This window comes from Caballeronia sp. M1242 (genome assembly GCF_017220215.1).
Lineage (GTDB): Bacteria > Pseudomonadota > Gammaproteobacteria > Burkholderiales > Burkholderiaceae > Caballeronia.
In genome coordinates this window covers 775,881-793,020 of the sequence record NZ_CP071129.1, presented here as the reverse complement: position 1 = coordinate 793,020, position 17,140 = coordinate 775,881, and the positions used below count along the sequence as shown (strand labels likewise).

The 17,140-nt window shown below is 65.3% G+C and carries 16 protein-coding genes; 15 read left to right on the top strand and 1 reads right to left on the bottom strand.

The annotated features are described in order from the left end of the window. Positions 1-554: 554 nt before the first annotated feature. The 5 genes from JYK05_RS03650 (at position 555) to JYK05_RS03630 (ending at position 7,212) form a co-directional block, all read left to right on the top strand. Complete coding sequence (locus JYK05_RS03650; protein WP_206467801.1) at positions 555-1,808, top strand: ABC transporter substrate-binding protein; 1,254 nt, start codon at positions 555-557, stop codon at positions 1,806-1,808. Positions 1,809-2,017: 209 nt separating this feature from the next. Then, entirely contained in the window at positions 2,018-2,959 is a 942-nt protein-coding gene (locus tag JYK05_RS03645) for a carbohydrate ABC transporter permease (RefSeq protein WP_206467800.1), read from the top strand. Beyond that, positions 2,949-3,806: a carbohydrate ABC transporter permease gene (locus JYK05_RS03640; RefSeq protein WP_175939804.1), complete on the top strand. Its 858-nt coding sequence runs from the start codon at positions 2,949-2,951 to the stop codon at positions 3,804-3,806. The genes JYK05_RS03645 and JYK05_RS03640 overlap by 11 nt, the downstream gene beginning before the upstream one ends. Before the next feature lie 49 nt (positions 3,807-3,855). Next, entirely contained in the window at positions 3,856-4,974 is a 1,119-nt protein-coding gene (locus JYK05_RS03635) for an ABC transporter ATP-binding protein (RefSeq protein WP_206467799.1), read from the top strand. A gap of 111 nt (positions 4,975-5,085) precedes the next feature. Next, on the top strand, positions 5,086-7,212 hold the full coding sequence (locus tag JYK05_RS03630; protein WP_206467798.1) for a prolyl oligopeptidase family protein: 2,127 nt from the start codon (positions 5,086-5,088) through the stop codon (positions 7,210-7,212). A 431-nt stretch (positions 7,213-7,643) separates the two neighbouring features. Here the strand turns inward: JYK05_RS03630 and JYK05_RS03625 are convergent, their stop codons facing one another. Continuing rightward, positions 7,644-8,855 (bottom strand): Bcr/CflA family multidrug efflux MFS transporter, encoded by a 1,212-nt coding sequence (locus tag JYK05_RS03625; protein WP_206467797.1) that lies wholly within the window; start codon positions 8,853-8,855, stop codon positions 7,644-7,646. A gap of 160 nt (positions 8,856-9,015) precedes the next feature. Between JYK05_RS03625 and JYK05_RS03620 the strand changes: the two genes are divergently transcribed. The 10 genes from JYK05_RS03620 to JYK05_RS03575 all read left to right on the top strand — a co-directional run bounded on the left by JYK05_RS03620 (position 9,016) and on the right by JYK05_RS03575 (position 17,129). Then, complete coding sequence (locus JYK05_RS03620) at positions 9,016-9,576, top strand: hypothetical protein (protein WP_206467796.1); 561 nt, start codon at positions 9,016-9,018, stop codon at positions 9,574-9,576. A 152-nt stretch (positions 9,577-9,728) separates the two neighbouring features. Then, the gene (gene hemL / locus JYK05_RS03615) at positions 9,729-11,012 is read left to right on the top strand and encodes a glutamate-1-semialdehyde 2,1-aminomutase (RefSeq protein WP_206467795.1); all 1,284 of its coding nucleotides are present in this window, start codon (positions 9,729-9,731) and stop codon (positions 11,010-11,012) included. 27 nt (positions 11,013-11,039) lie between these two features. Beyond that, positions 11,040-12,161, top strand: a complete 1,122-nt coding sequence (ribD, locus tag JYK05_RS03610; protein ID WP_206467794.1) for a bifunctional diaminohydroxyphosphoribosylaminopyrimidine deaminase/5-amino-6-(5-phosphoribosylamino)uracil reductase RibD — start codon at positions 11,040-11,042, stop codon at positions 12,159-12,161. A 29-nt stretch (positions 12,162-12,190) separates the two neighbouring features. Then, positions 12,191-12,823 (top strand): riboflavin synthase, encoded by a 633-nt coding sequence (locus tag JYK05_RS03605; protein ID WP_175939797.1) that lies wholly within the window; start codon positions 12,191-12,193, stop codon positions 12,821-12,823. Between the two features lie 89 nt (positions 12,824-12,912). Further along, complete coding sequence (locus JYK05_RS03600) at positions 12,913-13,158, top strand: type II toxin-antitoxin system CcdA family antitoxin (protein ID WP_206467793.1); 246 nt, start codon at positions 12,913-12,915, stop codon at positions 13,156-13,158. A 180-nt stretch (positions 13,159-13,338) separates the two neighbouring features. Beyond that, complete coding sequence (locus tag JYK05_RS26260) at positions 13,339-13,461, top strand: CcdB family protein (protein WP_241269839.1); 123 nt, start codon at positions 13,339-13,341, stop codon at positions 13,459-13,461. 297 nt (positions 13,462-13,758) lie between these two features. After that, entirely contained in the window at positions 13,759-14,925 is a 1,167-nt protein-coding gene (ribBA, locus tag JYK05_RS03590) for a bifunctional 3,4-dihydroxy-2-butanone-4-phosphate synthase/GTP cyclohydrolase II (protein ID WP_175939796.1), read from the top strand. A 49-nt stretch (positions 14,926-14,974) separates the two neighbouring features. Next, positions 14,975-15,484, top strand: coding sequence for a 6,7-dimethyl-8-ribityllumazine synthase (gene ribH / locus JYK05_RS03585; RefSeq protein ID WP_175939795.1), 510 nt, complete (start codon positions 14,975-14,977; stop codon positions 15,482-15,484). Next, the gene (nusB, locus tag JYK05_RS03580; RefSeq protein WP_175939794.1) at positions 15,481-15,915 is read left to right on the top strand and encodes a transcription antitermination factor NusB; all 435 of its coding nucleotides are present in this window, start codon (positions 15,481-15,483) and stop codon (positions 15,913-15,915) included. Before ribH ends, nusB begins: the two co-directional genes overlap by 4 nt. 20 nt (positions 15,916-15,935) lie before the next feature. Beyond that, positions 15,936-17,129, top strand: a complete 1,194-nt coding sequence (locus JYK05_RS03575) for a pyridoxal phosphate-dependent aminotransferase (RefSeq protein WP_206467792.1) — start codon at positions 15,936-15,938, stop codon at positions 17,127-17,129. Positions 17,130-17,140 lie beyond the last annotated feature (11 nt).

Here is a 17,140-nt window from a genome sequence, read left to right as displayed (position 1 = left end):
CGTAGTTCGACAAAATTTTTTTTGACACTGAATTGTAGTTTAACTACAATCCAAATCAAGAGGAAATGTCACCCGGGAAAAAAATGGCTTGTCAATCAGAAGCTGAGTGTTTTCCCTAAGGCGACCGCGTACTCATGTTAGCGAAGACCGGAAATCGCTGCTTCCATGCACCGGCTGCGTTTCACACGTGTACCGCCTCGCGCCTGCGCCCTCTCGTTTCGCGTTGCAATCGCGGCTCGTGTGCGCGGGTAAAAATCAAAAGCAATCACTAGCATGGGCCGGCACAGGCATGACGCCATCGGCTCGCAGAGGAGACAGTCGTTGCGATCTGACCTACTCATCTCTTGAGAGCCGAGCGGCCGACTATCGGATATCGGACTGCCGGCTTCGCACGCGCGCATGCATCGCCCGCGTGGCGCGCTTCTCCGCCGACCCCCCGACACCCGAGTCCCGGCCACCCAAGCATTGCCGTTGTGTAACCACCGTTTTTTCAACGCTTCCTGGCGACATCAGGGGCCACTCGTTACTTGTTCAGGTGCTGGAGGAGATAAACAATGAAAGTCCGTAAGCTCATGGGCGCGCTGTGCGCCGCAGGTCTTCTGTGCGGCGCGACGGCGTCGGCGGTGCAGGCTGCCGAGGCTGTTTCCGTGCTGCACTGGTGGACCTCGGGCGGCGAATCGAAAGCGGTCGGCGTGCTCAAGGACGACATGACCAAGCAGGGCTATCAGTGGAAGGACTTCGCGGTCGCGGGCGGCGCAGGCGCGGCTGCGATGACCGCGCTGAAGACCCAGGTGATCTCGGGCAACGCGCCGTCGGCGGCTCAGATCAAGGGTCCGCTGATCCAGGAATGGTCGGAGCAAGGCGTGCTGGTGCCGATCGACTCGGTTGCCGGCGACTGGAAGAAGAACCTGCCGCCGGAAATCGACAAGATCATCCACGCTGACGGCCACTACGTCGCCGCGCCGTTCTCGGTGCACCGCGTGAACTGGCTGTATATCAACAAAGCAGCGCTCGACAAGGCAGGCGGCAAAGTGCCGACGACCTGGGCCGAGTTCTTCCAGGTGGCCGACAAGATGAAGGCCGCGGGCATCATGCCGATCGCGATGGGCGGCCAGCCGTGGCAAGACCTGACGCTGTGGGAAGACGTCGTGCTGTCGCAGGGCGCGGACTTCTACAAGAAGGCCATCGTCGATCTGGACCAGAAGACGCTGACCTCCGACAAGATGGTTTCGGTGTTCGACACCGTCCGCAAGATCCAGGGCTACTTCGATAGCGGCCGCACCGGCCGCGACTGGAACCTCGCCACCGCCATGGTCATCAACGGCAAGGCCGGCATGCAGTTCATGGGCGACTGGGCGAAGGGCGAATTCGCCGGCGCGAACAAGAAGGCCGGCACGGACTACATCTGCGCCGCCGTGCCGGGCACGGAGAAGGCCTACACCTTCAACGTCGACTCGTTCGTGTTCTTCCAGCAGAAGGGCCAGAAGGCGGCTACGCCGGGCCAGCTTGCGCTCGCGAAGACCATCATGTCGCCGGAGTTCCAGGAGCAGTTCAGCCTGAACAAGGGCTCGATCCCGGTGCGTCTCGGCGTGAAGATGGACAAGTTCGACGACTGCGCGAAGAAGTCCTACGCTGATGAACAGACGGCGATCAAGTCGGGCGGCTATGTTCCGTCGCTCGCGCACGGCATGGCTCAGGGCGACGCTGTCGCGGGCGCCATGACCGACGTCGTGACGAAGTTCATGAATTCGTCGCAGGATTCGAAGAGCGCGGTTCAGGCGCTCGCGAACGCCGCGAAGACGAAGTAAGGACGTAGCAGCGTGACGGGCGGCAGGCGGCGCAGCACGGCCGCCCGCCGCCCGAGCCACAGAAGCGTCACATAACGTCGTACCAAGCGCCGGTCGTGCCGAAGTCAGCCGATCCGAAAGCACACCTTCGCACCGCGCGCGCAAGTCAGCGTCATTCAAGCGCGTCATGGCGCAATCTAAGCGCCGGCGCATCTTCCAGGAGTCGAGTTGTGACTGCCTCCCTCAGCGGTACCGCGGAAAAGAGTCCGCACCAGCCTCGCCGCGCTTCGCCCACGGCGGCGCTCGCCGATCGCTGGATTCCCAAGCTGGTGCTCGCTCCCAGCATCGTGATCGCGCTCGTCTTCGTCTACGGCTTCATCGCCGTGACAGGCTATCTGTCGCTGTCCGAATCGCGACTGATGCCGCGCTACGAGTTCGCCGGCTTCGACCGATACCGGCAGCTTTTCGCCAACGACGTCTGGTGGACCTCCGCCGCCAATCTCGGCTGGTTCGGCATTCCGTTCATCGCCATTTGCGTCGGTCTGGGCCTGTTCCTCGCAATCTTGCTCGACCAGAAAATCCGCAACGAAGGCGCGCTGCGCGCGGTCTTTCTCTATCCGATGGCGCTGTCGTTCATCGTGACGGGCACCGCGTGGCAATGGATTCTGAACCCCGGCCTCGGCATCGAAAAGGTGTTCCACGACTGGGGCTGGACGAGCTTCACGTTCAACTGGCTCGGCGATCCGGACAAGGCAATCTTCTGCGTCGTGATCGCGGCGGTATGGCAATCGAGCGGCTTCGTGATGGCGCTTTTCCTCGCCGGTCTGCGCGGCGTGGACAGCGAAATCTTCAAGGCCGCGCAAGTGGACGGCGCGACGCTGCCGACCATCTACCGCAAGATCGTGATTCCGAGCATGCGTCCGGTGTTCTTCTCGGTGCTGCTGATTCTCTGCCACATCACGATCAAGACCTTCGACCTCGTCGTCGCGTTGACCGCGGGCGGACCGGGCACGTCGTCGTCGCTGCCGGCCATCTTCATGTACACGTTCTCGTTCAACCGGGGACAACTGGGCGTCGGCGCCGCTTCGTCGATGATGATGCTCGCCACGGTCGTCGCGGTTCTCGTGCCGCTCATGTATCTGGAATCGAGGAGCACTCGCAATGCAGCCTAAGATGACGATCAGCCGCGCCGTCATTTACGCGGTGCTGATTCTTTTCGCGCTCTACTTCCTGTTCCCGATCTACGTGATGCTGTCCACGTCGTTCAAGGACCTGGACCAGCTTCGCACCGGCAACCTGCTCACGCCGCCCACGCACTTCACGCTCGCGCCGTGGGTGAAGGCGTGGCAGGAAGCGTGTACCGGCGTGCGCTGCGACGGCATGGAGCCGTTCTTCATGAACTCCGTGCGCATGGTGATTCCCGCCGTGCTGATCTCGTCGATCGTCGGCGCGTTCAACGGCTACGTGCTCACGCACTGGCGCTTCCGCGGCGCGGACGCGTTCTTCACGATGCTGCTCGTTGGCTGCTTCATCCCGTTTCAGGCCATTCTTCTGCCGATGGCGCGGCTGCAAGGCTTCCTCGGACTGTCGAACACGACGAGCGGCCTCGTGCTCGTGCACGTGATCTACGGCATCGCGTTCACGACCATGTTCTTCCGCAACTTCTACGTGAGCATTCCGGCTGAACTCGTGAAGGCGGCGCGCATCGACGGCGCGGGCTTCTTCACGATCTTCACGAAGATTCTGCTGCCCGTGTCGCTGCCGATCTTCATGGTCTGCCTGATCTGGCAGTTCACGCAAATCTGGAACGACTTCCTGTTCGGTATCGTGTTCTCGGGCGTGGATTCGATGCCGATCACGGTGGCGCTGAACAACCTCGTCAATACGTCGACGGGCGTGAAGGAATACAACGTGGACATGGCGGGCGCGATCATCGCGGCCTTGCCGACGATTCTCGTCTACATGATCGCAGGACGTTACTTCGTGCGCGGCCTGACGGCGGGCGCGGTGAAGGGTTGAGCGCAACGAACGCGCTTCCCGCTGAAGAGACAACATAGAGGATTCAAGCATGGCAAGCCTTTCCATCCGTGACGTGTACAAGACCTACCCGAACGGGGTGCCGGTTCTCAAGGGCGTCAACATCGACATCGAGGACGGACAGTTCCTGATCCTCGTCGGCGGCTCGGGCTGCGGCAAGTCCACGCTGCTCAACATGATCGCGGGGCTGGAGACCGTCACCAAGGGCGAAATCCAGATCGACGGCAAGACGGTCAACAACCTCTCGCCGAAGGACCGCGATATCGCGATGGTGTTCCAGTCGTACGCGCTCTACCCTTCCATGAGCGTGCGCGACAACATCTCGTTCGGCCTCAATATCCGCAAGGTGCCGAAGGACGAACAGAAGAAGATCGTCGACCGCGTGTCGGAGACGCTGCAGATCGGCCATCTGCTCGACCGCAAGCCGGGGCAACTGTCGGGCGGTCAGCGTCAGCGCGTCGCCATGGGCCGCGCGCTCGCGCGTGATCCGGTGATGTTCCTCTTCGACGAGCCGCTCTCGAACCTCGACGCCAAGCTGCGCATCGAGATGCGCTCGGAAATCAAGCTGCTGCATCAGCGCCTCGGCACGACCATCGTCTACGTGACGCACGATCAGATCGAAGCGATGACGCTCGGCGACCGCATCGCCGTGATGAAAGACGGCATCGTGCAGCAGTTCGGCGCGCCGCAGGAAATCTACGATTCGCCGTCGAACCTGTTCGTCGCGGGCTTCATCGGCGCGCCGCCGATGAACTTCATCAGCGGCAAGCTGGTCGAGGCCGGCGCGGGCGTCGGACTGGAACTGGACACGGGCGTCGCGCGAAAAGTGCTGAAGCTGCCGTTCGATGCCGCGAAGCTGCGCGGCAAGATCGGTCAGGACGTGGTGCTCGGCCTGCGCCCGGAGCGCATCACCGACGCGCGCAGCGCGCACGACGTCGCAGACGCGAGCCTGCAACCGATAGACGTGCGCGTCGACGTGATCGAGCCGACCGGCCCGGACACGCTCGTGTTCGCGCAGGTGAACGGCAAGCGCATCGTGTCGCGCGTGCACCCGGCGAGCAATCCGCAGCCGCTGTCGAACATGACGCTGCTGTTCGATGTGTCGAAGGCGGTGCTGTTCGACCCGAAGACGGAAGAGCGGCTGGCCTGAGCGCCGTCGTTATTCGTCATGAAAGCCGCGCCTCGTGCGCGGCTTTTTCTTCGATGGCGCGGACACGCCGATGCGGCACAATCAGCGTTTCGCTTTTGAATGCGCCGCGCCATGTCTTTTCTCTCGAAGCACCCCTCGCTCCTCTGGCCGCAAGCCGACAACCCCGATCCCTTCATCGGACTCGAATCGCTCGACGACACCCGCGTGCAAGCCTGGATCGATGCCCAGAATCGCCGCACCGAAGCAGCCTTCGGCGAAACGCCCGACGCGCGCGCGCTCGCCGCGCGGCTCGAGAAGGCGTACACGTCGCAGGATCGCATCGTCACGTGCTCGCGCTATGGCGACTGGGCCTACAACACCTGGCAGGACGACGCGCATCCGCTCGGCATCGTGCGCCGCGCGCCGTGGAGCGCGTGGCTTGCCGGAACGCCCGAATGGGACATCGTGCTCGATGTCGACGCGCTCGACCTCAACACGAACGAGCACGACGACACCCGCTGGGCGCTCGCCGACTTCGACATGCTCTACCCCGGCTACGACCGCGCGCTGGTGTCGCTGTCGCCGGGCGGATCGGATGCGTGCATCGTGCGCGAGTTCGATATCGAGGAACGCCGCTTCGTGGAAGACGGCTTCGTGCTGCCGGACGTCGGCAAGCACGACATTTCGTGGATCGACCGCGATACGGTCTACGTCGGCTGGGACGACAGCAAGACGAGCGACCGGCCCGCGCTCACGACGTCGGGCTTTCCGCGTCGGGCGCGGCGCTGGAAGCGCGGCACGCCGCTCGCGGATGCGCCCGTCGTGTTCGAAGGCGCGCGCCGCGACGTATCGGCGGGCGCGGACTACGATCCGCTCGAAAAGCTGCATCTCGCGTCGCGCGCCGTGACGTTCTACGAGACGCTGCACTTCTGGCTCGACGAAACCGCGAACGAATGGCGTCAGTACGACCTGCCTCAGCACGTCGAGATCGAGCACTGGAACGGCTGGCTCTTCGTCACGCCGCGCAAGCAATGGAACGTGGGCGGCCGGCGTCACGCGGCAGGCTCGCTCACCGTGATCCGGCGCGACGCGTTTCTCGACGGCTCGCGCCATTTCACTGCTCTCTTCACGCCCGCCGAGCGTCGCGTGCTGGCGAGCATCGACTTCACGAAGCAATGGCTGATCGTCTCGCAAATGGACGACGGCACGCCGCGCGTCACGCTCTGGCGCCCGCCCGCCGATAACGACGGCGCGTGGCAATCGCGCGAGTTTGCGTTGCCGGACGCGAGCCAGAGCTATGTCGATTCCGTCGACAGCGAGCGCGACGACACGGTGCTCATTCACGTCGAGCACTTTCTGATGCCGCCGTCGCTCTATCACGCCGATCTTGCCAGCGACGCCCCGTGGACCTTGCTCGCGCGTCTGCCCGCGCAGTTCGACGCGAGCGGGCTCACCGCCGTGCGCCGCCACGCGATCGCGCCCGACGGCGAGCGCATTCCGTACTGGCTGATCGGCCGCGATGTCGATGCGCAATCGCCGCAACAAGCGCGGCCGTGCCTGCTCTACGGCTACGGCGGCTTCGAAGTCGCGCTGGACCCGCATTACGACGCGACGACCGGGATCGCGTGGCTGGAGCGCGGCGGCCTGTACGCGGTGGCGAACATTCGCGGCGGCGGCGAGTTCGGTCCGCAATGGCATCAGGCGGCGCTGCGCGAGAACCGGCAAGTGTCGTTCGATGATTTCGTCGCGGTCGCGCAGGCGCTCGTCGAAAGCGGCGTCACCACGGCGAAGCAGCTTGCCATTCGCGGCGCGAGTAACGGCGGCCTGCTCACCGCCGTGTGCATGGTGCAGCGGCCGGAGTGCTTCGGCGCGGTGCTGTCCGAAGTGCCGCTCGTCGACATGGCGCGGTTCCATACGCTCTTGCAAGGCGCATCGTGGATCGACGAGTACGGCGATCCGGACGACGCCGCCGATCTCCCGCATCTGATGGCCTATTCGCCGTATCAGAACGTGAAGGCGGATGTCGTCTATCCGCCGGCGCTTTTCACGTCATCGACGAGCGACGACCGCGTGCATCCGGGCCACGCGCGCAAGATGGTCGCGAAAATGCAGGCGCAAGGCCACGACAACGTCTGGTATCAGGAAACGGGCGAAGGCGGCCACGGCGCGGGCGTCGAGCCCGAAGCGGTCGCGCAGGCGGAGGCGGCGGCGTTCACGTTTCTCGCGTCGGTTATCGGGCCGCTGCCGCCACAGCCGTGATCGGCACGGGGCGCAACGGCGTGTTTCGGTGAAAAAGCGTCGCTCTCTTACGATTCGAATTCGTTCGATATAGCCGAGCTTACGGCCCGCCTATAGTTCAACCATTCCTTGTTGATCCGGCGAAATGCCTTCGACAGAAGGTTCGCAACAGCGGGAATGGTTTGACTGACTTTCGACCGAAACCACGCGATCGGGAACACCTTTGACCCAGGCACCCGATTCTCGACAGGAGGAGACGCCTATCGCCCAAACCGAATCGAGCGAGTATTCACCTTTGACCCGGACGAATACTGCCCACGAAGAACGAATCGACCGCACTCACTTCTGACCCAAGGCACGTGTGAGCCGAGCTGTAAACACCTTTGACCCAAGGTTGACCTCGCCACTGCGCGAGGTTTTTTTTTGCTTGCGCGCCGCTGACTGCCGCTTTTTCAGGCCTGCGCGGGCGCGGCGTGCGAGCGCATCACGAGCGTGCGACCGGCGAAAGTCAGGACGCCGCACACGCCGATGACGATGCCCATGCCGTGCGGCGAGACGTCATGAAAAAGGCCGACGGCAAGACTCGCCAGCGCGCCGAGCGCGAGCTGCATCGCGCCGAACACGGCGGCCGCCGCGCCCGCGTTGCGCGGATATCGGTGCATGAGTTCGGTCGTGCAGTTCGCCGACAGGAGCCCGACCACGCCGACCACGAAGAACAGGCTCGCGACGATCGACCACAAGCCGCCCCAGCCCGTCAGCGCGACGAGCGCGACCACGAGGGCCGCCACGACGCTGACGAACGCCGCGCCGGAGATCATCTTCATCGCGCCCACGCGCCCGACGAGCTTCGTGTTGAGCACGTTTCCGCCGATGATCCCGACGATATTGAGCCCGAACAAGAGCCCATAATGCTGCGGCTTCACGTGGAAATAGTCGATGTAGACGAACGGCGTCGCGGTGATATACGCGAACATCGACGCGAACGCCATGCCGCCGCAGAGCACATGGCCCCATGTGACGGTATCGGTCAGGAGATGCCCGTACGCCGCGAACGACGTGCCGAGCGCCGCGCCCGCGCGTTTTTCCTTCGGCCACGTTTCGGGCACGCGCAGGAACGCGGTCACCGCGCACAGCGTGCCGAAGAGCGTGAGCGCAACGAACACGACACGCCAGCCGCCGAGCAGCAGCAATTGCCCGCCGATCAGCGGCGCGAGGAGCGGGCCGATGGACGTGACGATGGAGAGCATCGACAGGACGCGGGCGGCGTCGGTCGGCGCGTGGGCGTCGCGGGCGATGGCGCGCGCGAGCACCGACGCCGCGCCCGCGCCGAGCGCCTGCAGGAAGCGCACGAACACGAGTGCGTCGATGGAAAACGCCGTCGCGCAGCCGATGCTCGCGAGCGCGTACAGCGCGATGCCGCCCAGAAGAATCGGCCGCCTGCCGTAGGCATCGGACAGCGGGCCGTACAGCAGCATGCCGAACGAGAAGCCGAACATGAAGCTCGTCAGCGTGCTTTGCGCGGCGGCCGGGCTGGTCCCGAACGCGGCGGCGAGCGACGGGAGGCTCGGCAGATACATGTCGATGGACAGCGGACCGCATGCGGCGAGCGCGCCGAGCAACAGGATCAGCCGGCCATCGGGCCGGCGGCGGGTGGTGTCTGACATCGAGTGTGCAAGGATGAGGACGGGCGCTGCGTGGCCCGTCGCGGTGGTTGCTGCTATCGGGGCGAAGCATTCGAAGCGAGCGGCCATTGTACGCGACGCCACGGTTCAACCGGTTACGCTAAGCTCACCGCTTCCGCCCTTCCCTCCTTGCCTCGACACGATGACCGCCTTTCTGCTGATCTGGAGCCCGAAGAAGTGGCCGTGGCCCGAGTTGACCGAGATCGCGCGCCGCGTGGCCGCAGGCGAAGCCGTCGCCGATGTCTGGGGCTGCGGCACGGCGCGCGGCCTGATGCCGGGCGATCGCGTGTTCGTGCATCGCGTGGCGCAGGAACCGAAGGGCGTGTTCGCCTCGGGCTACGTGACGCGCGCGCCGTACGAAGTGCCCGACGCGCAGTCGAAGCGCGGGTATCGGCTGTGCATCGACTTCGTGTACGACTGGCTCGTCGATGCACACGAAGAAGTCGTCGTCACGCGCGACGAGTTGCGGGCGCACCCGTTCTCCGTGCAGACGTGGGATGCGCAAAGCTCCGGCACGCTCATCAAGCCGATGGCCGAGGGCGCGCTCGAAAAGCGCTGGACCGAGCGCACCGGCCGGCGCGGCCGTCCGCCCGCGTTGAGCCATCCCGCCGCTGCCGCAGTGCCGGGCAAAGCGAGCGCGCGCCAAGCCCGCTCAGCCAACGACGCGCCGCCGCCCAAGCCCCGGCGAACGCGCCAGCCGTAACCGGCTCCCCGTCAACGACTCCGGTACAATTTCATGCAACATTTGTCGCACCGGACGCGCATCGGCAGCGTGCTTTCATCGCGCCGGGCGGCGTCTTTCGCCGCGTAAGCCGGTCGCGTGTCTTGCATCCACTTTCAGCGCAGGCTTTCTCCATGTCCAAGAACCAAGCCCTCTTCGAACGCGCTCAGCGAACCATCCCCGGCGGCGTGAATTCGCCGGTGCGGGCGTTTCGCTCGGTCGGCGGCACGCCCCGCTTCATCGAGCGCGCGCAAGGCCCGTACTTCTGGGATGCCGAAGGCAAACGCTATATCGACTACATCGGCTCGTGGGGGCCGATGATCGTCGGCCACGTGCACCCGGAAGTGCTCGAAGCGGTGCAGCGCGTGCTGGCCGACGGCTTCTCGTTCGGCGCGCCGACCGAAGCCGAAATCGAAATCGCGGAGGAAATCTGCAAGCTCGTGCCGTCGATCGAACAGGTGCGCATGGTGTCTTCCGGCACCGAAGCGACGATGAGCGCGCTGCGTCTTGCGCGCGGCTTCACGAACCGCAGTCGCATCGTGAAGTTCGAGGGCTGCTATCACGGCCACGCGGACAGTCTGCTCGTGAAGGCGGGCTCGGGCCTGCTGACTTTCGGCAATCCGACATCGGCAGGCGTCCCCGCGGATATCGCCAAGCACACGACGGTGCTCGAGTACAACAACGTCGAGCAGCTCAACGAAGCATTCGCGGCGTTCGGCGCGGAGATCGCGTCGGTCATCGTGGAGCCGGTCGCGGGCAACATGAACCTCGTGCGCGCGACGCCCGAGTTCCTGAACGCCCTGCGTGAACGCTGCAACGAGTACGGCTCCGTGCTGATTTTCGACGAAGTGATGTGCGGGTTTCGCGTCGCGCTCGGCGGCGCGCAGCAGGTGTACGGCATCAAGCCGGACCTGACGTGCCTCGGCAAGGTCATCGGCGGCGGCATGCCGGCGGCGGCGTTCGGCGGACGACGCGACATCATGGCGCATCTCGCGCCGCTCGGCGGCGTCTATCAGGCGGGCACGCTCTCGGGCAATCCCATTGCGGTCGCGGCGGGCCTCAAAACGCTGCAACTGATTCAGCGCGAAGGCTTCTACGACGACCTCGCGAAGAAGACGCGCAAGCTCGTCGACGGCCTGACCGCCGCCGCCGGCGAAGCCAAAGTGCCCTTCTGCGCCGACTCGATCGGCGGCATGTTCGGCCTGTACTTCATGGATCAGGTGCCGGGCAGCTTCGCGCAGATCGCGAAGGGCGACACGAAGCGCTTCAACGCGTTCTTCCACGCGATGCTCGATGCTGGCGTCTACTTCGCGCCGTCCGCGTTCGAAGCGGGGTTCGTGTCCAGCGCCCACGACGACGCCGTGCTCGACGCGACGCTCGACGCCGCGCGTGGCGCGTTCGCGTCGCTCGCGGTTTAAGGCCGCGTCGCGCAACGGGCCGCCGCGATGTTCTCGCAATCCGATTTCACCTACATGGAGCGCGCGCTCGCGCTCGCCTCGCGCGGCATGTACACGACGACGCCGAATCCGCGCGTCGGCTGCGTGCTCGTCAAGAACGGCGAAGTGATCGGCATGGGCTTCACGCAGCCGGCAGGTCAAGACCACGCCGAAGTGCGCGCGCTGAAAGACGCCCGTTCGCGCGGCAAGGACCCGCGCGGCGCGACCGCGTACGTGACGCTCGAACCGTGCAGCCACTTCGGGCGCACGCCGCCCTGCGCGCACGCGCTGATCGACGCGCGCGTCGAGAAAGTCATCGCCGCGATGGAAGATCCGAACCCGGCCGTTTCCGGCCGCGGCCTCGCGATGCTGCGCGACGCGGGCATCGACGTGCGCTGCGGGCTGCTCGCGAACGAGGCGCACGAGATGAACATCGGCTTCGTCTCGCGCATGACGCGCCGTCGCCCGTGGGTGCGCATGAAAGTGGCGGCGACGCTCGACGGACGCACGGGCCTGCCGTCTGGCGAAAGCCAGTGGATCACCGGCGAAGACGCGCGCGCCGACGGCCACGCGTGGCGCGCGCGCGCCTGCGCGATCCTGACGGGCATCGGCACCGTGCGCGAGGACGATCCGCAACTCACCGTGCGCGCGGTCGACACGCCGCGCCAGCCGCAGCGCGTCCTAATCGACAGCCGGCTCGACGTGCCGCTGGACGCGCGCATTCTCGACGGCGCGCCGCCGTGGATCTTCCATTCCGCGAATGCCGACGCGCAACGCGCCGAGTTGCTGCGCGACAAAGGCGCGCAACTGATCGAGTTGTCGAACGAGCACGGCAAGGTGGATCTTCCCGCCATGCTCACGGCGCTGGCGGATCGCGGCATCAACGAGTTGCACGTCGAGGCCGGCCACAAGCTGAACGGTTCGCTCTTGCGCGAAGGCTGCGTCGATGAACTGCTGGTGTATCTCGCGCCGAGCCTGCTCGGCAGCGCGCCCGGCATGTTTGACTTCGCGCCGCCCGCCACGCTGGATGCGCGGCCGCACCTCAAGTTTCATCGCATCGACCGGCTCGGCGACGATCTGCGCATTCTCGCGCGCTTCGCCGATGCGCACGTCGCTGGTCCCTTGCTCTAAACACGCTTCGATACAAAGGAACGCGCTTCATGTTTACAGGAATCGTCGCGGCGGTAGGCCGCATCGAAAAGGTCACGCCGCTCGGCGCAGAGCCGCAAGCCGGCGTGCGTCTGCGGGTGGCGGCGGGCGGCCTCGATCTCGCGGACGTCGAACTGGGCGACAGCATCGCGATTCAGGGCGCGTGCATGACGGTGATCGAGAAGACGCCGGATGCGTTCGATGTCGACGTCTCGCGCGAAAGCCTGAACAAGACGGTCGGCCTGGGCGATGCGGGCGCAGAGGTCAATCTGGAAAAGGCGCTGCGCGCGCACGATCGGCTGGGCGGGCATCTGGTGTCCGGCCACGTCGACGGGCTCGGCACGGTGTCGCGCTTCGAGCGCGTGGGTGAATCGCATGAATTGCGGATCGTGGCGCCGAAGGACATCGGCAAGTATCTGGCGTACAAGGGCTCGGTGACCGTGAACGGCGTGAGTCTGACGGTGAACGCCGTGGAGGATCGCGCGGATGGCTGCGAGTTTTCCATCAACCTGATTCCGCACACGGTGGAAGTGACGACGTTGAAGGCGCTTCATGCTGGGGCGAAGGTGAATCTGGAGATCGACCTGATCGCGCGGTATGTGGAGAGGATGATGTCGGCGGGGTCGCTGGTGAATGGCGCGTAGCCTCGAAGCCGCACCATTCTTCGGCGATCGCAGACCGCTGCCGCATGTTGATTCAAATGCGCATAAATCCTTACATGGAGAGAGCGAACATGCGGCATGCGACGAGCGACTCCGTTCCGCGCCGGGCGACGAACATCAGCCTGCCCGAAGACGTCTATAAGGACGCGAAAGCGCTCGGCATCAACTTCTCGCAGACGTGCGAGCGGGCGATCCGGCAGGCAGTACAGATGGAGAAGGATCGCCAGTGGGCGATCAAACATGCGGACTTCATCCAGGCGTACAACGACATGATCGAGCGCGACGGCTTACCGCTCGGGCAGTACCGGACGTTTTGATGGCCCGGTTCGACGTGTTCGCGAATCCAAGGGACACGCCGGTACGCCTTACATTGCCGAGGTCCAGAGAAATCATCTGTCGGGGCTGGCAACCCGCATGGTCATTCCGCTGCGCCGGCTGGACCGGAGCGCTCCGATCCAGCTTCCGCCGATCTGATTCCCGTGTTCGTCATCGAGTGCATGCTCGATACCCCGACGCTTGCCGCCATTCCGCGCAGCGCACTGACCAAGCCAGTCAGCTCGCTCGTACATCGACAGGACGAGATCTTGTCGGCGCTAGACCGGTTGTTCGGCGGATGGTGAGCGTCTCGGCACGGGCATCTGTCTGCGCGGCGCTTGAGAAAGCGCGTCACCAAGGTCTTTCCGACGGCATACCGACGGCATACGCAAACGTCGCTGAAGCGCGCGTTGCCGGACATAGCGCGTTCGTCCGGCGCCGGCGCCTCCCGCAGCCCCACGCTCTACCGTAACCGACGCAACGCTCGGTAGCGTTGCAAGCAGCACGACACCCCGCCCCGCCCCCGCGTTTTCCCGACAACTGTCCATCGGCCGTGGCGTAAAATACAAACCTTTCCCAAACAGACCTGCCGGGACGCCACCATGTCGATCGCTTCCACTCCAGAAATCATCGCCGAGCTCAAGGCCGGCCGCATGGTGATCCTCGTCGACGAGGAAGATCGCGAGAACGAAGGCGACCTGATCGTCGCCGCCGACTTCATCACGCCCGAAGCGATCAACTTCATGGCGCGCTACGGTCGCGGCCTGATCTGCCTCACGCTCACGCAGGAACGCTGCAAGCTGCTCAACCTGCCGCTCATGACCCAGCGCAACGGCACGCAGTACGGCACGGCGTTCACCGTCAGCATCGAAGCCGCCGAAGGCGTGACCACCGGCATTTCCGCCGCCGACCGCTCGCGCACTATCGCCACGGCGGTCGCGGCCCATGCGCGCGCCGAGGACATCGTGCAGCCGGGCCACGTGTTCCCGATCATGGCGCAGCCCGGCGGCGTGCTCGTGCGCGCGGGCCACACTGAAGCCGGCTGCGACCTGACCGCGCTCGCGGGTCTCACGCCCGCTGCCGTGATCTGCGAAGTGATCCGCGACGACGGCGAAATGGCGCGTCTGCCGGACCTTATCGAGTTCGGCGAGCAGCACGGCATCAAGATCGGCACCATCGCGGACCTGATCCACTATCGCAGCCGCACCGAATCCATCATCGAGAAAGTCAGCGAGCGCACCATGCAGACCGCGCACGGCACGTTCCGCGCGGTGCTGTATCGCGATGAACCGACCGGCTCGCCGCATATCGCGCTCGTGCGCGGGACGCCGTCGCCGGATCGCGAAACGCCCGTGCGCGTGCACGAACCGCTGTCGGTGCTGGATCTGCTCGAAATCGACGCGTCCACGCACTCGTGGACCATCGACGCCGCCATGAAGGAAATCGCCGCGCGCGATCTCGGCGCCATCGTGATGCTCAATTGCGGCGACAGCCGCGAGCATCTGGTCGAAACCTTCCGCGCGCTCGACGAAAGCGACAAAGCGGCCAAGCCGCAGCGCCGCCCGATCGACTTCAAGACCTACGGCATCGGCGCGCAGATTCTGCGCGATCTGGGCGTCGGCAAGATGCAGGTGCTCGCCAATCCGCGGCGCCTCGGCAGCATGTCGGGCTACGGGCTCGAAGTGACCGGCTTTATTCCGATGCCCGGCTGCCCCGCGACGGCGGCGAGCGCAACCGACGGCACGGTCGCGCATCTGCGTTCGGCCTGATTCACGACAGCCGCTGCATCCAACTTATTCCAAACCAACGGATCTCTACATGGAAATCGGACAATACCAGCCGAACCTCGACGGTGACGGCCTGCGCATCGGCATCGTGCAGTCGCGCTTCAACGAACCGGTGTGCAACGGCCTCGCGGATGCATGCATCGAGGAGCTGGAGCGCCTCGGCGTGATCGGCGAGGACGTGCTGCTCGTGACCGTGCCGGGCGCGCTCGAGATTCCGCTCGCGCTGCAAAAGCTCGCCGAATCCGGCCAGTTCGACGCCCTGATCGCGCTCGGCGCGGTCGTGCGCGGCGAGACGTACCACTTCGAGCTCGTGTCGAACGAGAGCGGCTCGGGCATTTCGCGCATCGCGCTCGACTTCGGCATTCCGGTGGCGAACGCCGTGCTCACGACGGAAAACGACGAGCAAGCCGTCGCGCGCATGACCGAAAAGGGCCGCGACGCCGCGCGCGTGGCGGTCGAAATGGCGAATCTGTCGGTCGCGCTGGAACAGCTCGGCGGCGACGAAGAAGATGACGAAGACGAAGACGAGGACCGCGCATGAAGAGCGCACGACGCCGCTCGCGTGAACTCGCGACGCAAGGGCTTTACCAATGGCTGCTGTCGGGCGCGCCCGGCGGCGAGATCGACGCGCAACTGCGCAACGCGCAGGGCTTCGACAAGGCCGACCACGAACATCTGGACGCGATCCTGCACGGCGTGATCAAGGAAGCCGATGCGCTTTCCGCCGAACTGCAACCGTGCCTCGACCGCCCGATCGATCAGCTCTCGCCGGTCGAACGCGCGGTGTTGCTCGTCGCCGCGTTCGAGTTCAAGCATCACATCGACATTCCGTATCGCGTCGTGATCAACGAGGCGGTGGAGCTGACGAAGACCTTCGGCGGCTCGGACGGCTACAAGTACGTGAACGGCGTGCTGGACAAGCTCGCCGTCGCGATGCGCCCTGCCGAAGCGCAGGCGCGCGGGCGCGGCTAACGGGAAACGGGATCGACGGCATGAATACCGCTTCGGAGCCGCTCATGCGGCTCGCCTCCCGCGTCGACGCGATCGAGCCGTTCTACGTGATGGAACTGATGAAGGACGCCCAGGCGCTCGAACGCGCCGGACGCGACATCATCCACATGGGCATCGGCGAGCCGGACTTCACCGCGCCCGCGCCTGTCACGCGCGCCGCCGCGGACGCGCTCACGCGCGGCGTCACGCAGTACACGAACGCGCTCGGCGTCACGGCGCTGCGCGAGGCGATCGCCGCGCATTACCGCGACGCGTTCGGCTTAACGGTCGATCCCGCGCGCATCGTGGTGACGGCGGGCGCGTCGGCGGCGCTTTTGCTCGCGTGCATGGCGCTCGTCGACAACGGCGACGAAGTGTTGATGCCCGACCCGTGCTATCCGTGCAACCGGCACTTCGTGTCGGCGGCGGACGGCAAGCCGGTGCTGATCCCGAGCGGCCCGGCCGAACGCTTCCAGCTCACCGCCGATCAGGTCGAAGCGCACTGGACGCCCGCGACGCGCGGCGTGCTGCTCGCGTCGCCGTCGAATCCGACGGGAACCTCCATCGAGCCGGACGAATTGCGGCGCATTGTCGGGAAGGTGCGGGAACGCGGCGGCTTCACCATCGTCGATGAGATCTACCAAGGCCTGAGCTACGACGCGAAGCCCGTGTCGGCGCTCTCCTTCGGCGACGACGTGGTGACGGTCAACAGCTTCTCCAAGTACTTCAACATGACCGGCTGGCGGCTCGGCTGGCTCGTGGTGCCGCACGCGATGGTCGGCGCGGTCGAGAAGCTCTCGCAGAATCTGTTCATCTGCGCGTCGGCGCTGGCGCAGCATGCGGCGCTCGCGTGCTTCGAGCCGGAGACGCTCGCCATCTACGAAGCGCGCCGGCTGGAGTTCAAGCGGCGGCGCGACTACATCGTGCCGGCGCTGCGCTCGCTCGGTTTCGGCGTGCCGGTGGTGCCGGACGGCGCGTTCTACGTCTACGCCGATACGACGAGCGTGCCGCATCCCGCCGCTGGCGACAGCGAAAGGCTCACGCGTTCCATGCTGCACGACGCCGGCGTGGTGCTCGTGCCGGGCGCGGATTTCGGCTTTCACGCGCCGGACCGTTATATCCGGCTCTCGTATGCGACGGCGTATTCGAAGCTGGAAGAAGCGGTCTCGCGGCTCGGGGACTTGTTCAGTCGCTGACTACTACTCGA

Bases quoted from the DNA above. Each gene is read 5' to 3' on its own strand.
- ribD (WP_206467794.1), top strand. From the start codon at position 11,040: ATGTTCTCGCAATCCGATTTCACCTACATGGAGCGCGCGCTCGCGCTC.
- JYK05_RS03640 (WP_175939804.1), top strand. From the start codon at position 2,949: ATGCAGCCTAAGATGACGATCAGCCGCGCCGTCATTTACGCGGTGCTG.
- JYK05_RS03605 (WP_175939797.1), top strand. From the start codon at position 12,191: ATGTTTACAGGAATCGTCGCGGCGGTAGGCCGCATCGAAAAGGTCACG.
- JYK05_RS03630 (WP_206467798.1), top strand. From the start codon at position 5,086: ATGTCTTTTCTCTCGAAGCACCCCTCGCTCCTCTGGCCGCAAGCCGAC.
- JYK05_RS03625 (WP_206467797.1), bottom strand. From the start codon at position 8,855: ATGTCAGACACCACCCGCCGCCGGCCCGATGGCCGGCTGATCCTGTTG.
- JYK05_RS03635 (WP_206467799.1), top strand. From the start codon at position 3,856: ATGGCAAGCCTTTCCATCCGTGACGTGTACAAGACCTACCCGAACGGG.
- JYK05_RS03650 (WP_206467801.1), top strand. From the start codon at position 555: ATGAAAGTCCGTAAGCTCATGGGCGCGCTGTGCGCCGCAGGTCTTCTG.
- JYK05_RS03600 (WP_206467793.1), top strand. From the start codon at position 12,913: ATGCGGCATGCGACGAGCGACTCCGTTCCGCGCCGGGCGACGAACATC.
- hemL (WP_206467795.1), top strand. From the start codon at position 9,729: ATGTCCAAGAACCAAGCCCTCTTCGAACGCGCTCAGCGAACCATCCCC.
- JYK05_RS03620 (WP_206467796.1), top strand. From the start codon at position 9,016: ATGACCGCCTTTCTGCTGATCTGGAGCCCGAAGAAGTGGCCGTGGCCC.
- JYK05_RS26260 (WP_241269839.1), top strand. From the start codon at position 13,339: ATGCTCGATACCCCGACGCTTGCCGCCATTCCGCGCAGCGCACTGACC.
- JYK05_RS03575 (WP_206467792.1), top strand. From the start codon at position 15,936: ATGAATACCGCTTCGGAGCCGCTCATGCGGCTCGCCTCCCGCGTCGAC.
- ribH (WP_175939795.1), top strand. From the start codon at position 14,975: ATGGAAATCGGACAATACCAGCCGAACCTCGACGGTGACGGCCTGCGC.
- nusB (WP_175939794.1), top strand. From the start codon at position 15,481: ATGAAGAGCGCACGACGCCGCTCGCGTGAACTCGCGACGCAAGGGCTT.
- ribBA (WP_175939796.1), top strand. From the start codon at position 13,759: ATGTCGATCGCTTCCACTCCAGAAATCATCGCCGAGCTCAAGGCCGGC.